Below are 19,121 nucleotides of genomic sequence, written 5' to 3'. Positions count from 1 at the left end.
ATGATTGCAGACTTTAAACGAAAAGAGGAAGCATGAAAGTAGAAGTCAACTCTGCATCATTTGCTGATGCTGTAGCTTGGACTACACGCGTTATAGATTCTAGGCCTGCAAATCCTATTCTTGCAGGTCTAAAAATTGAAGCAACAAATGGAACACTGCAACTTTCTGCCTTCAACTATCAAATTTCTAGCCTAAACCATATTGAAGCTGGCGTTGATGAAGAAGGTAGTGTACTTGTACTAGGCAAATTAATGGCTGATATTACAAAGTCACTTCCTGCAGAAAATACTTATTTAAGTTCAGAAAATAATTTACTTACTATTACTTCTGGAAAGTCAACATTTACTCTTCAACTTATGCCTTTAGGAGAATATCCTGATTTACCTGCTCTTCCTAATAAGCTGGGTCAAGTTGACGCCCCAACATTTATTCAAGCAGTTAACCAGGCTTCTGTTTCTATTTCTAGAGAAGAAAATAGGCCAGTTTTAACAGGCATTCGAATGCAGTTTGAAGATGACACTGTTACTATGACTTCAACTGATAGATTCCGTTTATCTCGTTCTACTTTTAAGTGGACTCCAGAAAATGAAAATACTAATTCTGTAACTCTTGTTCGTGGTACTTTATTAAGAGATATTGCTCGCTCTTTTGATGATCATCAGAACGTTATTATTGATTTTGATGAAAAAGAGCCAACACTATTAGGTTTTGAAAATTCTGGTAGAAATAGTACTTCACAACTTATCGATGGCGAATTTCCTTCTGTAGATAGGCTTTTTGTTGATGACTATCCAATTCACGCTGTTATTAATAGACAAGATTTAATTAATTCTATTAAAAGAGTTTCTTTGGTAGCAGAAAAGAATGCTCCTATTAGAATGACTTTTTCAAATCAAGAATTAACTTTAAGTGCTGGTGCTGCTGACGAATCTCAAGCAAAAGAAGTTCTTGACATTGACATGGATGGTGAAGAAATTACGGTTGCTTTTAATCCTTTATATTTGATTGAAGGTTTAAGTGCAATTACTGAACCATTCGTTCACATGAAAATGGCAACTGCAGTAAAACCTGTTGAATTTAATGGTCAACAAGAATCAGACGGTGACGAATCTATGAATTACCGTTATTTGCTTGTTCCTATGCGTTTTAATAATTAGTTTTTAATATTAATTGTGATATTACATTTTGTTGCAGCATCTTTTTACTGTAGAATGTAATATCACAATTTTTTATGTTTTATTTTTAAAAGAAAGGGTAATAAAGAAATGTATATTTCGAGAATTGCCCTTGATACTTTTCGTTCTTGGAATCATATAATTTTTGATTGCAAACCAGGAATTAATATTATTTACGGCAACAATGGTCTTGGTAAAACAAATATTGTTGAATCTCTCGAATTTGTTGGTACTGGAATAAGTCATCGTACATCTTCAACATTGCCTCTTATAAGAAGAGGATATGAAAAATCCACTATAAGAATAAATACGTGTAAAAATGATGAAGAAACAACTTATGAAGTTAATATTTTTTTAAAAGGAACAAATAGAGCTCGTATTAATAACGGAAAATCACTTTATATGAGAGATATTCTAGGCCATTTACCAGTAGTTTCTTTTACACCTAGTGATCAATTACTTATTTCTGGAGATCCAACTGTTAGACGTACTTTTATAGATCAAGCAGGATTATTACTATTACCAAACTATTCTCAAATTTTGCAAAATTTTAAGCATATTTCTAAACAGCGTGCTGCATTATTAAAAAGTATTAGAGAATTGTCAAATAATAATCAACCAATTTCATTATCTGGCTTAGAAATTTGGACTGGTAAATTTATTGAATCTGGAATTATTCTTACAAAAGCTAGACAAAAAGTAGTAAATATTCTTAATAAATATTTTAATAAAATTATTAAATATCTTACTAATAGTGAAGAGTATGCTGAACTAAAATATAATCCTTCTTTTCAAGAAGTAGTTGGAGAAGAAACAGAAGAAGAAAATAACGTTTTTAATCTAATAAGTGAACATTTTCAACGCATTTATGAGGGTGAATTAGCTAGAGGATGCAATCTTATAGGACCTCATAGAGATGATATCGATTTTATGCTTGATAAAATGTTAGCAAAAGATTTTGCTTCTAATGGAGAATCTTGGACGCTTGCAATAGCCGCAAAAATGGCATTATGTAATGCTTTAGAAGAAAAAAATAATGAAAAACCTATTATTATTTTGGATGATGTTTTTGCTCAACTAGATGAAAATAGGCGTAAACAAATCTTGAATTTTGTAGAAAATCAAAATCAGGTTTTTATTACAACATCTTCTCTTAGTGACATACCAAAAAATAGTATTGTTCAAAAAGATAATTTAATAAATATTGAAGATTTATTAAGTCAACAAAATAGTGCTAATAATACTTATGAAGAACATAACAGTATTTTGAAAAGTATATTAGAACAAAGAACTGCTTAAATTCAGAGGATTATTTATGATTCCTGTTTATAAAATACTTAAGTTAGACACAAGAAAATTACCTGCTCTTATTTTTGAACCGATTAATATAAAAGCTGAAAGAGAAAATAATCGTTCTGTAAGAGCAGATAAAGCTTGGGAAAATTTTGGCAAACCAGGTAGAGATCCTAGAACTTTTTGCGGTATTTTACAATCTTTTGCTTCTAGTAATAATTGGAATAAGCAACTTAATATAGCAAAATTACGTAGTTCTTGGAATGAAGTAGTTGGTGAAAATATTGCAAATCATTGTGAAATAAGTCAAGTTATAAATGAAGTGCTTATTATTAGAGCACAATCTGCTGTATGGGCTACTCAACTTTCTTATTTGCTTCCTCAACTAAAAGAAAAAATTAATAATAACCTTTCGGATATTAAAATTAGAGAAATTAAAGTTATAGGCCCAACTACAACCGGATTAGGTTCTTGGAGAAGGTAATTTTTTAACTTATAAATATTATAATTTCAAAAAAATAGTAAAAAGGCCTCTCATTAACGAGAGGCAATATTATATGTATAGAATGTCGTGTAATATAGTTGAAGCGCTAGAATCCCCTTTTATGTGCTTTCTGGCATATGTTGGCTCTGTAAAAGCCTTGTAATATGAGGCAAATTGTGAAGGGACAAAAAGTGACAAACACGGAAGATAATTCGATAGATAATGCTGTCGAAGAGCATAAGCTTGACGATGCTCAACTTGATGATTCACTTGCTCCTGAACATTATGATGCAAGTGATCTTCGAGTTCTTGAAGGATTAGAGGCAGTTAGAATTAGGCCAGGTATGTACATTGGTTCTACTGGACCTCGTGGTTTGCATCATTTGGTTTATGAGATTGTTGATAATTCCGTTGATGAGGCGTTGGCAGGTTATGCTTCTCACATTGAAGTGACTATTTTGCCAGATAATGCTATTCGTGTTGTTGATGATGGTCGTGGTATTCCAGTCGATGAAGTACCAGGTGAAGGTGTTTCTGGTGTTGAAACAGTTATGACAAAGCTTCACGCTGGTGGTAAGTTTGGCGGCGGCGGCTACGCTGTTTCTGGTGGTCTTCACGGTGTTGGTATTTCTGTAGTAAATGCTCTTTCTACTCGTGTAGAAATTGAAGTTCGCCGTCAAGGATTCCATTGGACTCAAACTTATGTAGATCAGCATCCAACAGCACCATTGGCAAAGGGTAAGCCGATGGAAGATGGCGAATCTACTGGTACTTCTGTAACATTTTGGCCAGATGGAACAATTTTTGAAACCACTACTTATGATTTTGAAACTTTGCGATCTCGCTTCCAGCAGATGGCATTTCTTAATAAAGGTTTAAAGATTTCCTTAACTGATTTGCGTAAGCCTGATGAGGCAGGTGATGAGGTTGCAGGAGATGGTGAATCTACTGATGAAAATAAGCATCAAAGCGTAAGTTATCAGTATGAGCATGGTATTAAGGATTACGTTGATTATTTAGTTAAGTCTCGTAAAGCTGTTCCAGTTGAACCAGATGTTATTGATTTTGAGGCTGAAGATCTTGAAATTGGTATTTCTGCAGAAATTGCTATGCAGTGGACTGTTGCTTATTCCGAAGCTGTTCACACTTTTGCAAACACGATTTCCACTACTGAAGGTGGTACTCACGAAGAAGGATTCCGCGCTGCTTTAACGACATTAATTAATCGTTATGCGCGTGAAAAGAATATCTTAAAAGAAAAAGATACTAATCTTTCTGGTGACGACGTTCGAGAAGGTTTAACTGCGGTTGTTTCTGTAAAACTTACAACTCCACAGTTTGAAGGTCAGACTAAAACAAAGCTTGGAAACTCTGAAGCTAAAACTTTTGTGCAGCGAGTTATGACAGAAAAGCTTGGTGACTGGCTAGATGCTCATCCAAGTGAAGCTAAGAATATTATTCAAAAAGCTGTTGAAGCTTCTCGTGCACGTTTGGCTGCTAAAAAAGCTCGTGAAAATACTAGACGTAAATCTATTTTTGAAACAGCTGGTATGCCAGATAAGCTGAAGGATTGCCAATCTAGTAATCCTGAAGAGTGCGAATTATTCATAGTCGAGGGTGATTCTGCAGGTGGTTCTGCAATTCAAGGTAGAGATCCTATTACGCAAGCAATTTTGCCTTTGCGCGGTAAGATTTTGAATACTGAGCGTGCATCAATTGACAGAATGATGAAGTCTGAAACAATCGAATCATTAATTACTGCTGTTGGTGGTGGATATGGTGAAGACTTCGATTTAAGCAAGGTTCGATATCACAAAGTTATTATTATGGCTGATGCTGATGTCGATGGTGCTCATATTGCAACTTTGAATTTGACTCTGTTCTTCCGCTACATGCGTCCTATGATTACAGCAGGATACGTTTATGTTGCTATGCCACCTTTGTACCGATTGAAGTGGAGCAAGGGAGCGCATGATTTTGTTTATACGGATGCTGAGCGAGACAGAGTTTTAGCAGAAGGTAAAGCTGCTGGTCGTCAACTTCCTAAAGGTGAAGGTATTCAGCGATACAAGGGCTTGGGTGAGATGAGTTATCAGGAATTGTGGGAAACCACTATGGATCCTGAGCATCGTATTTTGAAGCAGATTCATATTGAAGATGCTGCTCGAGCTGATGAAACCTTCTCAATGCTTATGGGTGATGAAGTAGAGCCACGTAGACTCTTCATTCAACGAAATGCTCATGATGCAAGGTTTATTGATGCTTAAAAGTTATTGATATATCTACAAAGATAGAAAAATAAAAACGTTAGTAACCTATAAGAATACAAAGGAATTGCAGTGGTAGACGAAATAAACGCCGCTAATAATAGCGAAGATCGAGATCAACTGCCAGATGGTTCAATGGAACCACAAAGCCCTCAGGAAGCCGATAATACTGATTATGGATTAATGAAGGGTGCTCGAGTTAAGCATATGGATTTGCAGCAGGAAATGCGCGAATCATATCTTGCTTATGCATTATCCGTTATTATTGAGCGAGCTTTACCAGATGTTCGAGATGGTTTAAAGCCTGTTCACCGTCGAGTTATTTATGCAATGTATGACGGTGGTTATAGGCCTGATCGCGGATATAACAAGTGCTCTCGTGTTGTTGGCGATGTTATGGGTAAGTATCACCCTCACGGTGATTCTGCTATTTATGACACTTTGGTGCGTATGGCTCAATCTTGGTCTATGCGCTACATGCTTGTTGATGGACAAGGTAACTTTGGTTCTCCTGGCGATGATCCTGCAGCAGCAATGCGTTATACGGAATGTCGTATGGCACCTTTGGCTATGGAAATGGTACGAGATATTGATAAAGATACCGTTGATTTCCTGCCAAATTATGATGGTAAAACTCAAGAGCCTACTGTTTTACCAGCTCGTTTCCCGAATCTTTTAGTTAATGGTTCTGCTGGTATTGCTGTTGGTATGGCAACCAATATTCCACCTCATAATATGCGTGAAGTGGCTGATGGTGTGCACTGGGCTTTGGATCATCCTGATGCAAGTAAAGAAGAACTTCTTGAAGCTTTAATTCAGCGAATTAAAGGACCTGATTTCCCTACTGGTGCAACCATTTTAGGTCATAAAGGAATTGAGCAAGCGTACCGTACGGGCCGCGGCTTAATCACAATGCGCGCAGTAGTTAATACTGAGGAAATTAAGGGACGTATGTGCTTGGTTGTTACTGAGCTTCCATACCAAGTTAATCCTGATCGCTTAGCTGCTTCAATTAGGGAGGCTGTGCGCGACGGCAAGATTCAAGGCATTGCAGATATGCGCGATGAAACGTCTGGTCGTACAGGTCAGCGTTTGGTTCTTGTTCTTAAGCGTGACGCTGTTCCAAAAGTTGTTCTTAACAATCTTTATAAGCATTCACAATTGCAACAGACCTTCGGCGCAAACATGCTTGCTCTGGTTGATGGTGTTCCTAGAACTTTGAGTTTGGATGCGTTTATTCGTCATTGGGTAAGTCACCAGCTTGAAGTTATTGATAGGCGTACACGTTACTTAAAGCGTGAAGCTGAAGAGCGTGATCATATTTTGCAAGGATACTTAAAAGCTTTGGATATGATCGATGAAGTTGTTGCTTTAATTAGATCATCTAAAGATGTTGAAACAGCTCGTACTGGTTTGATGAATTTGCTTGATGTTGATGAAGTTCAAGCAGATGCAATTCTTGCAATGCAACTTCGTAGACTCGCAGCTTTGGAACGTCAGAAGATTCTTGACGAGCATGAAGATTTGATGCTTAAGATTGCTGATTACAACGATATTTTGGCAAGTCCAGAACGTCAGCGCAAGATTGTTGGTGACGAGCTTGATGAAATTGTTGCAAAATATGGTGATGATCGCAGAACTAAGATTCTTCCATTCTCTGGTGAAATGAATGTTGAAGATCTTATTGCTGAAGAAAATGTTGTTGTAACAGTAACTCGCGCAGGTTATATTAAGCGAACTAAAGCAGATGAGTATCGTGCTCAACACCGCGGTGGTAAAGGTATTAAGGGTGCAAAGCTTCGTGAAGATGATGTAGTAGATCATTTCTTCTTAACATCTACACACAACTGGTTGCTCTTCTTTACTAATCGTGGTCGAGTTTACCGTCTGAAAGCTTACGAACTTCCAGAAGGATCTCGCGATTCTAAAGGTCAGCATGTTGCTAATTTGCTTCAGTTTACTCCTGGAGAAACAATTCAAACAGTTTTGTCAATTCAAAACTACGAAGTGGCAAAGTACTTGGTTTTGGCAACTCGTTCTGGAAAAGTTAAGAAAACTGCTTTGCAAGAATATGATTCTCCTCGTCAAGGTGGTTTGATTGCTGTTCGACTAATGGCAAACGAAGAAACTGGTGAACCTGTTGATGAGCTGATTGGTGCAGCTTTGTGCAACCCAGAAGATGACATTATTCTTGTTTCTAAGCTTGGTATGAGTTTGAAGTTTAGAGCTGATGATGAGCAACTTCGACCAATGGGACGCCAAACTGCAGGTGTTCAGGGCATGAGATTCCGTGAAGGTGATGAACTTCTGGATATGGATGTTGTTGCCGCTGAAACAAGTAAAGATCTTCTTGTTGTTACTAACGAAGGTTTTGCTAAGAGGACTGCTATTGAAGAGTATCGTTTGCAAGGCAGAAACGGTTACGGCGTTAAGGCAGTACAGCTTGCAGAAGGACGCGGTTCTTTGGTTGGTGCATTGATTGTTGAAGAAACTGACCAAGTAATGGCAATTATGAAGTCCGGTAAGGTAATTCGTTCCGACGTTAACGAAGTTAAGCGTACAGGACGAACTACGCAAGGTGTAACTCTTGCTAAGCCAGACAAGGGTGATGAAATTATTTCTATTGCTCGTAATGAAGAAACAGATGATGAGGAAAATCAAGTAGAAGAAGTTGAAACAACTTCATCGAACGAGGAAGCTTAAAATCTTATTTACGAAAAGTAGTAAATAATAAAATTTCTTTGCTAAAAACTTAATTATCAATAACTTATGAGAGTGCCAACTGAGCGGATATAGTCCGTTTTGATTGGTACTCTCATTAGTATAATTAGTCTAATTATAAGAAAAGTAATAAGAGAAGGAAAACTTAAGATGAGCGAAGATTTTGAGCCATCGCAAAATCCAACGAATATTAATGAAGAATCTTCTTATACGATTAGAGAAGACAATAATTCTAATGAAGAGTTTGGTGATTCTTCTTTAGGAAGGGTTGTTAGAAAATCACAGTTTACGTTGGGTGGATCTAATAGTAGTTCATCTTCTTCGCGTAGAACTATTGGTGGTATGGCATCATCAACATCTTCAGCAAGTCAATTACATTCTTCTAAAGCAGGTCATACTCCTAGAGCTCGTCGTATGAGCCTTTCTTTGGTTCGTGTTGACGCATGGTCAGTTGCAAAAGTTACATTTCTTCTAAGCGTTGCAGGCGGTATTATTCAAGTTATTGCCGCAGGTTTAGTTTGGTTGTTCCTGAACATGATTGGTGTTTTTGATCAGGTAACGCAGATTGTTTCATCAACAGGTTTGGATAGTAATGGTTTTAATCTTGCCGACGTATTTTCTCTTCCAACAGTATTGAGCGCAGTTACTATATTCTCTATTGTTGAAATTGTTATTATTACAATACTGTCCGCAATAATTGCTCTACTTTATAACGTAGTTGGCTCATTGGTCGGCGGAATACACGTTACTTTAGGTGACGACTAATAAGCGAAAACGTATAGGTAACAGCCTATTAATAGGATTTTATTTTTAATAGAAATTCCCGCTAATTGTTTCTAACTAGCGGGAATTTTAATATTTTCTAAATACTTTTTTAATTAGCAAGAATATTATTTTCTAGCTAATTCATCGCGAATATCTTGCAAGAGTTGAATAGTTTTTTCTTCGCGCTCTTTACGTTTTTCTTCTTCAGTTTTTTCATGTTCTATTTGCAATAAATCTGCACCAATTTCACGCAATTTATTAATAGGTAAAACAATGCAGAAATAAACTGCTGTAGCAACAATAAGGAAATTTAATAATGCGCCAATTACTGCGCCAAAAGAAATTGTTGCACCGTTCATAGTAATAGTTAGAACGCCATTAAGTTCTGGCTTACCGCAAATCATTGCAATAAGAGGATTAATAATATGATTTACTATTGTTGTTACTACTGCAGTTACTGCACTACCCATAACAACACCGACAGCCATATCAATAACGCTGCCGCGTAAAATAAACTTCTTAAAACCTTTAAGCATTAGTGTTTTCGCTTTCTGAAGAAAAATCTTCCACTAATTTTTTAGCAGAGTAATTTTTGTTATCTTTATTGTTTTTTCTATTATCTACATACAGGTTGTGTCTCTGACATGAGCGCAATACTGTAACAGAAAGAAGAGGATACATGATTGCTGCAGTTAATACGTCTGTAGGGAAGTGAGCTGCAACAATAAGTCGCGAAATAGCGACGATAACAACTAGTATTGCGCTAAAAAGCAATCCAACTTTAACAAGAGAAGGCTTAGTTACATAAATAATTAGCATTATCATTGCACAGACTGCGACTGCTGCAGAAGTGTGTCCACTAGGAAAACTTGGATCAGAAGGTAGTTTAATATTCAAACCAATGTATGGTCTTGGTCTGTGTACAGCAAATTTAACTGCAAAAATGTAAATCATAGGAAGCAGAGAAATAAGAAGCTGAGTAATTGTAAGTTTTAAGCTTTTACTAACAAACAATGAAATTATTGCAAGCAATAATAGTATTGCCAAGCAGCCTTTAGTGGAAAAAACAATCGCAATTATTTTTGAAAAGCTCAGTAGCGAAGAAGGAACACTATTGTGAAAATAAGCTACAATAGTTGCTTCATAATTTCTTTCTTTACTACTAATAAGTAGTGCTTTACCTAAGCAAGGTACAATAATCGCGAGTATTAAAGTAAAAATAGTAGCGAAATTGCGAGTAATTACCGACAATCTGCTGTGATTGTTATTATTTTTTTGCGTCATAATTGCTAAGAGTACACTTACCATGATGTAAATGCACGTTGAAAATAGTCAAGTAGCATTAAAAATAATAAAATATTAGAAAAAAGTGTGTGAAATTTGAGTACCGTACCCGGTGACGAGTACTATGGTGAACAGATAGAAAGGGTTTACCATGAGCGTTTTTGACCGATTTGAGAAGAGCGTGGAAGGTGCAGTGAACGGCGTCTTCGCAAAATTCGGCTCCAAAGATTTACAGCCAGTTGATTTTTCTAGTGCTTTGGAACGTGAAATTGATGCTGAAGCTATGCCTATTGGCCGAGATCATACTGTTGCTCCAAATGAATATCGTTTTAAGCTAAGTACTCCTGATTTTGATCATATTGAACAATGGGGCAGTGAAGCTTTAGCTAATGAGCTTGCTGACAATCTTACGCAATATGCTAAAAGTCAACATTATGCTTTTGTAGGACCAGTAGTTGTTATTTTTGAAGAAGACTTGGAATTAACTAAGGGTAATTTCCATTTGACTTCTGAATCAGTTCAAGGAAATGCTGTTCCTGTTACTACCGACGACCAGCAGCAGAATCATCCAATGCTTGAGATTAATGGAAATCAGTATTTGCTTACTAAAGATTGTACAATTTTAGGACGAGGTTCCGGTTGCGATATTGTAATTGATGATCCTGGTATTTCTCGACATCATCTTAGTATCGACGTCACTCCTGATGGTGTTATTGCTCGAGACCTTGGTTCAACAAACGGTACTTATGTAGAAGGTCATCAAGTGCCAGCTGCAACCTTGGTAGACGGAAACACTATTACTATTGGGCGTACGCGTATTCTCTACTGGGCATCGTCTCAAGAGTAGGAGAAAAAGTATTTTCCGAATGAGGAGACGATAACGCGTATGATATTCACAGAATTAACGTTTGCAATATTCAAGTATGGCTTTTTAGTCTTACTTTGGGTGTTTGTGTTATGCGCTATTCGTTCGCTTCGTAGGGATATTGAGGTTTTTAGTCCTAAAAAATCGCATTTTTGGAATAAAAAATCTCGACGCGCATCTCATGACGTAAATTCTTCTCAGCCTGTACAGCGACAAGCATCACCTGTAATGGTTAACTCGTCTTCAAAAAATTCTGATGTTAATCCTACTTTGCTAGTTGTTATTGATGGGCCTTTGGCAGGATCATCTTTCCCATTAAATGCTGCTGGAGTAACTCTTGGTAGAGCTGCATCTAATACGGTAGTTTTGAATGATGAATTTGTTTCTTCACATCATGCTCGCGTGTATTTTAATCAAAAAGTTCACGCATGGGTGCTTGAAGATTTAGGCAGTACTAATGGGACTATGATTGGTCATTCTCGCGTTAGTGAACCAGTTATATTAGCTCCGCGCACTTCGGTTAGAATAGGCGCAACCATGTTTGAATTGAGGTGATAATATGACGCAAATCAATTCAAATAATGAGGAAGAATCCAATACAGAAAAAACTGGTCAAATTGAAAAATTAGCAGACGATAATAATCAGAATGTTAATAAATCAGCGTATGTAGAATCAGTTGAAAAAATATTATTTATGTATTCTACTGCTGTTAGTGATGTTGGCACAGTTAGAAGTAATAATCAGGATTCTGCGTTTGCTGGAGAACATTTAGCAGCTATTTGCGATGGTATGGGTGGTCATGCTGGAGGAGATACAGCGTCTACTATTGCCATTCGTTCGCTTGCACATATTGAGCAAGATTCCAGGCCGTACGATGTAAAAGCTGTGTCTTCAATGATGGAAACGTCGATTATGGCAGCTCATGACGCGATTGTTGGAAAAGCTAAGCGCGAGCGACGTCTTGCTGGAATGGGAACAACTGTTACTGCAGTAACTCTCGTATGCGGATATTGGGTTTTGGCACATTTAGGTGATTCAAGAGCATACTTGCTTCGTGACAATCATCTTATGAGAATGACTACAGATCACAGCTATGTTCAGCATCTTATTGATACTGGGCATATTACTCCCGAAGAGGCTAGGAATCATCCTCAAAGAAATGTTGTTATGCGAGTATTGGGAGATTTTGATATAGATCCGCGTCCTGATATTGCTTTACGAAAAGCTCATCCTTCAGACAGATGGTTACTTTGTTCAGACGGATTGTGCGGAGTTTTAGAAGATTCCACTATTCAAGATGTTATGAGCACTATTTCTAATCAAGAAGAATGTGCTCAAAAACTTGTAGCTATGGCTCTTCGAGCAGGAAGCACAGATAATGTTACTGCTGTTGTTGCGGATGCGACTCTTGCTCTCGATGCGGACGCGTTTGATTTGCCTCATCAAACTCCATTGATTGGTGGAGCTGCAAGCCAAGATCTTGAATCTATTGCAGATATTGTTAATAAAGCAGTATCGTCGTCGCCGGCACTGAGAGAAGATAAAAATTCTCCAGCGCAACGTGCTGCAGCTTTAGTTCAAAACAATGCGGATGAGTCAGATGCTGTTAATCCTTCCGTATTAATGACTAGAATTGTTCAGCCTTCACATATTCGCGAAGAATCAGAAGATTTACACACTCCTGATACGAATGAAATTCCTATTGTAACTAAGAAAAACGGCAAAATATCTACCGATCCGCACGATCCGGATGTTGCGCGCGCGGTTAAATATGAGAAAGATGAAGCTCATAAAGCTTATTCGTTGCGTCGTAGATGGACTCGCATAGGTATTATTCTAGGAATTTTGCTTGGATTGTTGATTATTGCTGGTGCTGGTTATGGAGTTTATTCGTGGACTCAAACGCAGTATTACATTAGTCAGAACAATGATCGCGTTGTTATTTATCAAGGTGTTCCAACAAATATTTTCGGAATTGCGTTATCTCACGAAGTTGAATCAACCGATATTCCTGTAAAAAATCTTGATAAATCATGGCAGGATCAATTGCGTGAAGGTATTAGTTTTGGAAGTTTAGCTGAAGCTCGCGGTCATGCTTCTTTAATTCGTAGAGAAATGTTCCAGCGTGCGAAAGAAAAATTAAATGCTAAGCGTCAGAAAAAAATAGTTTCTTCAAATGATAGTAAAAGCAGCAAAGATAGTAAAAGCGGCAAAGAAAGCGTAGATAGTAAGGAAAATAAGGATAATAAAGACAATAATGCGCAGCAAGGGGGTAAATCCTCATGAATTTGGTTGCTACGCGTATTAGACAGATAGCGTTATTGCTTTTTGCAATTTTTGTTTCAGCAATTGCATTTTTGCAAATGTTCTTTCGTATAGACAGTTGCATATCGGCTAATTATGTTGCAATGCTAACAATTGTTATGCTGTTATTCTTAGTATTTTGGGGTGTACTTCTTGTTAAGCAGCCTTATGCTAGCCAAGCAATTTTGCCGTGTATTATGCTTCTTACAGCAATAGGAACAGTTCTTATTGCAAGAATCGATAGACAAAATAATACTGATATTGCTATTAAACAGTTAGTGTGGGTGTGTGTAGCGCTTATATTATCTATTATTTTTGTTATTGTGCTGCAAGATTATCGCATATTAAGGCGTTTTTCTTACGTAAATATGGTAATCGGCTTAGTTTTGCTTCTTTCTCCTATGATTCCAGGATTAGGCAAAGAAATTGGCGGCGCAAGAATTTGGATTGGTTTTGGAAATCACACTGTTCAACCTGGAGAATTTGCTAAGCTTTTCCTAGCTTTCTTCTTTGCAGCATACTTGTTTAATCATCGCGACAGGCTTGCTGTAGGAGGGAAAAAAGTTCTTGGAGTGCATTTGCCAAGATTGCAAGATATGGGTCCTATTGCGTTAGTTTGGGCTGCATCAATGGGCGTATTAGTTGTGCAGCACGATCTTGGCACTTCTCTTATGTTCTTCGCAATGTTCGTGTCAATGCTTTATGTTTCCACAGGTCGCAAAGGTTGGCTGGTTGTTGGATCTATTGCATTCACATTAGGCTGCTTAGTTGCAGTAAAGTTATTCGCACATGTGCAGTATCGTGTGGATGCTTGGCTTCACCCGTTTGATAATGCTGTGTATAACAGGTTCCCTGGAGGTTCGGCTCAGATTGTATCTGGATTATTTGGTCTTGCAGCCGGAGGAACTACAGGAACAGGTTTAGGTCAGGGTCATCCTTCCTTAACACCACTAGCTAATTCTGATTTTATTTATGCTTCTATTGGTGAAGAACTTGGTCTTACAGGACTTCTTGCAGTATTAGTTTTGTATTTAATTATTATTACTTCCGGAATGATTACCGCAATGAAAATTAAAGATGGTTTCGGTAAATTATTAGCATCCGGTCTTGTTTTTACTATGGCATTCCAAGTATTTACTGTTGTTGGTGGTATTACTTTGGTTATACCTTTAACAGGTTTAACCTTGCCATATATGGCTGCTGGCGGATCTTCATTAGTGGCAAATTATTTGCTTGCAGCATTGCTTATTGTTATTTCTAACTCTGCGAATAAACCTGAATCAGCTCCAGTTTCCGACGCCTTCCAGTATGAGGCTTTGGCAGCATTGCGTGAGCGAGAATTACAGGAGAGAATTCGTAGTAAATCTGAAAATAATAATCTTGGTGAAAGTAATTTAATTAATAGTCAGGAAGAAGCGAATAGTATGAATAGCCAAACCCTTGTTTCTTCGCAGGAACGAGGTGAGAAAAATGAATAAAAGCTTAAAAGAATTATTCATTGCTGTACTAGTATTGTTCGTTGTACTTGGTATTTCAAGTACTATTATTACCTCTATTAATGCTAATGCTTTAAATGCTGATCCTAGAAATCGTAGAGCCTTATACCATGAGTTTGGATCTCCTAGAGGGGCAATTCTTACTTCGGATGGAATTGTTATTGCTAAATCAGATCCCTCTAAAGATGCATTCGTGTATCAGCGCAAATATTCTAACGGTCCTGTATATTCTCCAATTACTGGCTACTTTTCTATTAGTCAGCGTGCAGATAGAGGTATTGAGGCTTCTAGGAATAGTTTATTAAGCGGCGAATCTGACGCATTATTCTGGCAGCGGTTCAAATCTTTGTTTACTGGAGCTACAAACCGCGGAGCTTCTATTGAAACATCAATTGACTCAAAACTGCAGAATCTTGCCTATAATCTTCTAAAAGACAAAGACGCAGCTCTTGTTGCAATTGAACCAAAAACTGGCAGGATTCGCGCAATGGTTAGCACACCAAGTTATGATCCGAATATTCTTGCCATGCACAATATTGGTGCTGTAAATAAGTCTTACGAACAAATAACATCAGATGTTTGGAATCCAATGTTAAATCGTACGATTTCTGAGCTTTACGCACCTGGTTCTACATTTAAAACTATTGTTGCTGCTACAGCACTAGAAACTGGAAAATATCAGCCAGATACGCTAATACCTGCTGGTGCGAAATACACTCTTCCTGGAACAAGTGTTTCTTTAACTAATGTTGTTTCTCAAGCAAACGGCACTGATGGAAAAATTTCGTTTGAAGACGCGTTAGCTTATTCTTCAAATACTGCATTCGCTCAGTTGGGCAATTCTTTGGGTTCAGATGCGATTGTAAAACAGGCAAAAAAGTTTGGCTTCTTTGATTCTCTTTCTATAGATGGATCTGATTCTACAGGTTTCCCAATGAGATCCGTAAGCTCAACATTTTCAATTAAACCAACTCCAGACAGATTAGCTTTGGAATCTATTGGACAGGGTGACGCAAAAGTTACGCCTTTGCAAAATGCTATGATTGCAGCAGCTATAGCAAATAACGGTACGCTTATGAAACCTACGCTTGTAGATTGTGTGCGTTCAAGTGACTTGTCTGTGTTGTCGCAAACGAAGCCAACAATTATGAATCAAGCCATGAGCAGCGATAGTGCTGCAAAACTATCCGCTATGATGCAAGCTGTAGTAATAAAAGAAAATCCAAATCTTGCATTACCAAATATGCATGTTGCTGCAAAAACAGGTACTGCACAGATCGGAGTTAATAATCAGTCTGCAAATGGGTGGGTTATTGGATTTGCTCCGGCAGAAGATCCTAAAATAGCTATAGCGGTAATTGTTCACAATACTAATGTTCTGGGCAGTTACGCAGCAGGACCAATTATGCGACAAGTGATGAAGGAGGCGCTTACACAATGAAACTTGTTGAAGGACAGTTAGTTCATCATCGTTATCGACTGGATCGCCGCCTTGCGCAAGGCGGTATGGGAGAAGTCTGGAAAGGCTTTGATATTCAACTTGGGCGAATTGTTGCTATTAAAGCGCTGCGTACAGATACTGCGAATGTAGAAGCAAAGTTGCGTAGGCTTCGTGCGGAAGCTCATAATTCGGCAAATCTTGCGCACCCGAATATTGCAGCACTATTTGACTATTATGAGCATGATGGCATTGGCTTCTTAATTATGGAATACGTGCCAAGTAAGTCGTTAGCAGACTTGTATCATAAAGAAAAAGCTATTGATCCAACCAGACTGTTGCCTATTCTTATTCAAACAGCACGAGGACTTTTTGTAGCTCACTCGCATGGTGTTATTCACCGTGATGTAAAACCTGCAAATATTATGGTTTCTGAAACAGGAAACGTAAAAATTACCGACTTTGGTGTTTCTTATTCAAGCGATCAGGAGCAGATTACTCAGGACGGTATGGTAGTTGGCACAGCACAATACATTTCTCCTGAACAAGCACAAGGCGAACAAGCAACAGCACAATCCGATATTTATTCGCTAGGAGTTGTTGCTTACGAAGGATTATGCGGGCACAGGCCGTTTACTGGAGCTACTCCGGTAGATATTGCTGCGGCTCATGTTAATGATCCTGTTCCGCCATTGCCGGAAAATATTGATCTGCAATTAAGACAGTTTATTATGTCGATGCTTGCAAAAGATCCAAAAGATCGGCCAAAAGATGCGCTTGTTGTGTCAAAAGTTTTATCTCGTATTGAACGTAGGCTGCTTGATCAAGAAACAGCTTTTAACAATACAACAGGATTTATTTCTACAGATTCTCGACAAACGCGATGTATTAAGAGTATGCCGCAGAATCAAGTCAATATTATTAACATTTTGAATACCAATAATCGCAAGGAGCAGCAATGAATACCACAATGCCCACCTCATTAGCGAATGGTCGATATGAATTAGGAGAACTTATTGGCCGCGGCGGCATGGCAGAAGTGCGTGTTGCGGTAGATAAGCGTCTAGGTCGTACTGTTGCTGTGAAAATCATGCGTTCTGATTTAGCGAACGATGAAATCTTCCTTTCGCGATTCCGCAGGGAAGCACACGCAATTGCGCAAATGAACAACCCTAATATCGTTAATATTTATGATTCTGGTGAGGAATCTGTTACCGCCGACAACGGCTTGGAAGAACGCCTTCCTTACCTAGTAATGGAGTATATTAAAGGCAAAACGCTGCGCGATATTCTTAAGATGAATGGTGCTTTAAGTCAGCGTGACGCTGAGCAAGTTATGCTTGGTGTTCTTAATGCTTTGGAATATTCTCACAGAATGGGAATTATTCACCGCGATATTAAGCCTGGAAATATTATGATTTCCGAGCAGGGCATGGTGAAGGTGATGGACTTCGGCATTGCTCGTGCTCTTGACGATTCTGCAACAACTATGACGCAGTCTCAAGGCGTTGTGGGAACTGCACAATATTTGTCTCCAGAGCAGGCTCGCGGAGAGCAAGTAGACATGCGCTCTGACTTGTATTCTGCAGGATGCGTACTTTATGAAATGCTTACTGGTCGCCCACCATTTATTGGTGATTCCGCTGTAGCTATTGCATACCAGCATGTTTCTGAAGTTGCAACTCCTTTAAGCACTCTTGTGCCTGGAATGCCTTCTATGTGGGATAAAATTTGCGCTAAAGCAATGGCAAAAGACCGTCAGAACCGTTATGCTACAGCTTCGGAATTTAAGAACGATATTCTAGCGTTCATGAACGGCGGAGTTCCTGTTGCAGCAGCTTTTAATCCGCTTACTGATTTAGCGAATATGAAAGCTCGCAAACAAGCTGAGCAAACAGCTGCAACTATGGCTATTAATGCTACTGATGGTGCTGCAACGCAATCGTTTAATCCTATTACAGGTCAGGTTGAGCCATCAAATATTGCATTTGCTCCAAGCACTCGTGCAGCTCAACGCGCTCAATCTCAAGCTAAGCGTCGTAAGCGTGCTGTAATCGGCTCTATTATTGGTGCTGTTGTTGCAATCGTTGTTCTAGCAGGCGTTTTGTTTATGCTGGGTCATAATCGAATGTCTGGTAATGTTGTTGTTCCAACATTTATGGAAACAACTACTCAGGATGCGGCTAGAGAAAAGCTTAGAGCATTAGGATTAGTCCCAGATATTCGCGAAGACGATCATTCTTCCCAGCCTGAAGGCACGTTTACAAAGCAGTCTCCGCGTGGTGGCGAGCATGTTGCGTCTGGCACTAAAGTTACGGTTTGGTTCTCTGTAGGACCTCAATCAACACGTGTTCCAGATGTGAGTGGTAAATCGCAGGAAGCAGCTCGTAAGATACTCGAACGTGCTGGTTTTAAGATTGCTAATGTTCGTGTAGAAGATAGTGCTGATGTGAAGAAAGATCATGTAACTCGCACTGACCCAGATGCTGATTCCTTCGCAGATAAAGGTACTTTGATTACGCTTTATATTGCTTCTGGTTTAACTAAGATTCCTGATGGTCTTGTTGGTCAGAGCAAGGATATTGTGATTAGTCAGCTGCAAAATCTTGGTTTTACTGCGGATGTTGTAAAGGAAGATTCAGATAGTGTACCTGAAGATTCTGTAACCAGATTAAACCCTAATTCCGGATCTTCTGTTAAGCCTCATAGCTCGATCACAGTCTATGTGTCACAAGGCTCGCCAAAGGTAGAAGTGCCGCATATTGATCTTGGTACTATTACGTTTAAGCAGGCTAAGAAAATACTTGAAGCAAAGGGCTTAAGAGTAGTTTCTGATTCTATTTCTAATAAAGATGACGACGTAGTAATCAGCATGTCTGAAGATGCTGGAACTAAGGTGGATAAAGGTTCTGCAATCACTTTGATTACTAGACCAGGGCTTAGTTCTTCTTCAGATACTGATACTCAAGGTAAGTGATATTAGATACTAGAAAATATTTTAGAATCGAATAAAAATAAGGGCGATAAC

General features: G+C 38.4%; 15 protein-coding genes. 13 read left to right on the top strand and 2 right to left on the bottom strand.

What is annotated here, in order from left to right; translation table 11 throughout:
- The first annotated feature begins 32 nt into the window (after positions 1–32).
- From dnaN to ACLD6A_RS05735, 6 genes are all read left to right on the top strand, one after another.
- The gene (gene dnaN, locus ACLD6A_RS05760) at positions 33–1,157 is read left to right on the top strand and encodes a DNA polymerase III subunit beta (RefSeq protein WP_410313824.1); all 1,125 of its coding nucleotides are present in this window, start codon (positions 33–35) and stop codon (positions 1,155–1,157) included.
- Between the two features lie 108 nt (positions 1,158–1,265).
- Positions 1,266–2,474, top strand: a complete 1,209-nt coding sequence (gene recF, locus ACLD6A_RS05755) for a DNA replication/repair protein RecF (RefSeq protein ID WP_410313823.1) — start codon at positions 1,266–1,268, stop codon at positions 2,472–2,474.
- A 16-nt stretch (positions 2,475–2,490) separates the two neighbouring features.
- Positions 2,491–2,952, top strand: coding sequence for a DUF721 domain-containing protein (locus ACLD6A_RS05750; protein WP_246905999.1), 462 nt, complete (start codon positions 2,491–2,493; stop codon positions 2,950–2,952).
- A 191-nt stretch (positions 2,953–3,143) separates the two neighbouring features.
- Positions 3,144–5,219: a DNA topoisomerase (ATP-hydrolyzing) subunit B gene (gene gyrB, locus ACLD6A_RS05745; protein WP_410313822.1), complete on the top strand. Its 2,076-nt coding sequence runs from the start codon at positions 3,144–3,146 to the stop codon at positions 5,217–5,219.
- A 72-nt stretch (positions 5,220–5,291) separates the two neighbouring features.
- Positions 5,292–7,922 (top strand): DNA gyrase subunit A, encoded by a 2,631-nt coding sequence (gyrA, locus tag ACLD6A_RS05740; RefSeq protein WP_410313821.1) that lies wholly within the window; start codon positions 5,292–5,294, stop codon positions 7,920–7,922.
- A gap of 168 nt (positions 7,923–8,090) precedes the next feature.
- Positions 8,091–8,705 carry a DUF3566 domain-containing protein gene (locus ACLD6A_RS05735; RefSeq protein WP_004133896.1) on the top strand — a complete coding sequence of 205 codons (615 nt, stop codon included), beginning with the start codon at positions 8,091–8,093 and terminating at the stop codon, positions 8,703–8,705.
- 125 nt (positions 8,706–8,830) lie between these two features.
- On the opposite strand, the gene mscL is transcribed toward ACLD6A_RS05735, so the two are convergent.
- Together mscL and ACLD6A_RS05725 are read right to left on the bottom strand one after the other, a co-directional pair.
- Positions 8,831–9,241: a large conductance mechanosensitive channel protein MscL gene (gene mscL, locus ACLD6A_RS05730; protein ID WP_004126541.1), complete on the bottom strand. Its 411-nt coding sequence runs from the start codon at positions 9,239–9,241 to the stop codon at positions 8,831–8,833.
- A complete protein-coding gene (locus tag ACLD6A_RS05725; RefSeq protein ID WP_032837648.1) occupies positions 9,234–9,989 on the bottom strand; it encodes a phosphatase PAP2 family protein in 756 nt (251 codons plus the stop codon). The genes mscL and ACLD6A_RS05725 overlap by 8 nt, the downstream gene beginning before the upstream one ends.
- 151 nt (positions 9,990–10,140) lie before the next feature.
- On the opposite strand from ACLD6A_RS05725, the gene ACLD6A_RS05720 reads away from it, so the two are divergent.
- Genes ACLD6A_RS05720 through pknB form a run of 7 tightly spaced genes read left to right on the top strand, consistent with a single transcriptional unit; the run spans position 10,141 to position 19,070 of the window.
- Positions 10,141–10,836 (top strand): FhaA domain-containing protein, encoded by a 696-nt coding sequence (locus ACLD6A_RS05720; RefSeq protein WP_004126547.1) that lies wholly within the window; start codon positions 10,141–10,143, stop codon positions 10,834–10,836.
- A gap of 39 nt (positions 10,837–10,875) precedes the next feature.
- On the top strand, positions 10,876–11,409 hold the full coding sequence (locus tag ACLD6A_RS05715) for an FHA domain-containing protein FhaB (RefSeq protein ID WP_019260576.1): 534 nt from the start codon (positions 10,876–10,878) through the stop codon (positions 11,407–11,409).
- Positions 11,410–11,413: 4 nt separating this feature from the next.
- On the top strand, positions 11,414–13,141 hold the full coding sequence (locus ACLD6A_RS05710; RefSeq protein WP_410313820.1) for a PP2C family protein-serine/threonine phosphatase: 1,728 nt from the start codon (positions 11,414–11,416) through the stop codon (positions 13,139–13,141).
- Positions 13,138–14,637, top strand: coding sequence for an FtsW/RodA/SpoVE family cell cycle protein (locus tag ACLD6A_RS05705; protein WP_004136630.1), 1,500 nt, complete (start codon positions 13,138–13,140; stop codon positions 14,635–14,637). The genes ACLD6A_RS05710 and ACLD6A_RS05705 overlap by 4 nt, the downstream gene beginning before the upstream one ends.
- Positions 14,630–16,096, top strand: coding sequence for a peptidoglycan D,D-transpeptidase FtsI family protein (locus ACLD6A_RS05700; RefSeq protein ID WP_019260574.1), 1,467 nt, complete (start codon positions 14,630–14,632; stop codon positions 16,094–16,096). The genes ACLD6A_RS05705 and ACLD6A_RS05700 overlap by 8 nt, the downstream gene beginning before the upstream one ends.
- On the top strand, positions 16,093–17,055 hold the full coding sequence (locus tag ACLD6A_RS05695; RefSeq protein ID WP_004133883.1) for a serine/threonine-protein kinase: 963 nt from the start codon (positions 16,093–16,095) through the stop codon (positions 17,053–17,055). The genes ACLD6A_RS05700 and ACLD6A_RS05695 overlap by 4 nt, the downstream gene beginning before the upstream one ends.
- Positions 17,052–19,070, top strand: a complete 2,019-nt coding sequence (pknB, locus tag ACLD6A_RS05690; RefSeq protein WP_246906002.1) for a Stk1 family PASTA domain-containing Ser/Thr kinase — start codon at positions 17,052–17,054, stop codon at positions 19,068–19,070. The genes ACLD6A_RS05695 and pknB overlap by 4 nt, the downstream gene beginning before the upstream one ends.
- Positions 19,071–19,121: the final 51 nt, after the last annotated feature.

Origin of the sequence: Gardnerella sp. Marseille-Q9691 (genome assembly GCF_046507715.1) — a bacterium.
In the GTDB taxonomy this organism is placed as follows: domain Bacteria; phylum Actinomycetota; class Actinomycetes; order Actinomycetales; family Bifidobacteriaceae; genus Bifidobacterium; species Bifidobacterium greenwoodii.
Note: the sequence above shows the minus strand (reverse complement) of the source record. Positions and strands in the feature narration are given on the sequence as shown.

Bases quoted from the DNA above. Each gene is read 5' to 3' on its own strand.
- dnaN (WP_410313824.1), top strand. From the start codon at position 33: ATGAAAGTAGAAGTCAACTCTGCATCATTTGCTGATGCTGTAGCTTGG.
- recF (WP_410313823.1), top strand. From the start codon at position 1,266: ATGTATATTTCGAGAATTGCCCTTGATACTTTTCGTTCTTGGAATCAT.
- ACLD6A_RS05750 (WP_246905999.1), top strand. From the start codon at position 2,491: ATGATTCCTGTTTATAAAATACTTAAGTTAGACACAAGAAAATTACCT.
- ACLD6A_RS05735 (WP_004133896.1), top strand. From the start codon at position 8,091: ATGAGCGAAGATTTTGAGCCATCGCAAAATCCAACGAATATTAATGAA.
- mscL (WP_004126541.1), bottom strand. From the start codon at position 9,241: ATGCTTAAAGGTTTTAAGAAGTTTATTTTACGCGGCAGCGTTATTGAT.
- ACLD6A_RS05725 (WP_032837648.1), bottom strand. From the start codon at position 9,989: ATGACGCAAAAAAATAATAACAATCACAGCAGATTGTCGGTAATTACT.
- ACLD6A_RS05720 (WP_004126547.1), top strand. From the start codon at position 10,141: ATGAGCGTTTTTGACCGATTTGAGAAGAGCGTGGAAGGTGCAGTGAAC.
- ACLD6A_RS05715 (WP_019260576.1), top strand. From the start codon at position 10,876: ATGATATTCACAGAATTAACGTTTGCAATATTCAAGTATGGCTTTTTA.
- ACLD6A_RS05710 (WP_410313820.1), top strand. From the start codon at position 11,414: ATGACGCAAATCAATTCAAATAATGAGGAAGAATCCAATACAGAAAAA.
- ACLD6A_RS05705 (WP_004136630.1), top strand. From the start codon at position 13,138: ATGAATTTGGTTGCTACGCGTATTAGACAGATAGCGTTATTGCTTTTT.
- ACLD6A_RS05700 (WP_019260574.1), top strand. From the start codon at position 14,630: ATGAATAAAAGCTTAAAAGAATTATTCATTGCTGTACTAGTATTGTTC.
- ACLD6A_RS05695 (WP_004133883.1), top strand. From the start codon at position 16,093: ATGAAACTTGTTGAAGGACAGTTAGTTCATCATCGTTATCGACTGGAT.
- pknB (WP_246906002.1), top strand. From the start codon at position 17,052: ATGAATACCACAATGCCCACCTCATTAGCGAATGGTCGATATGAATTA.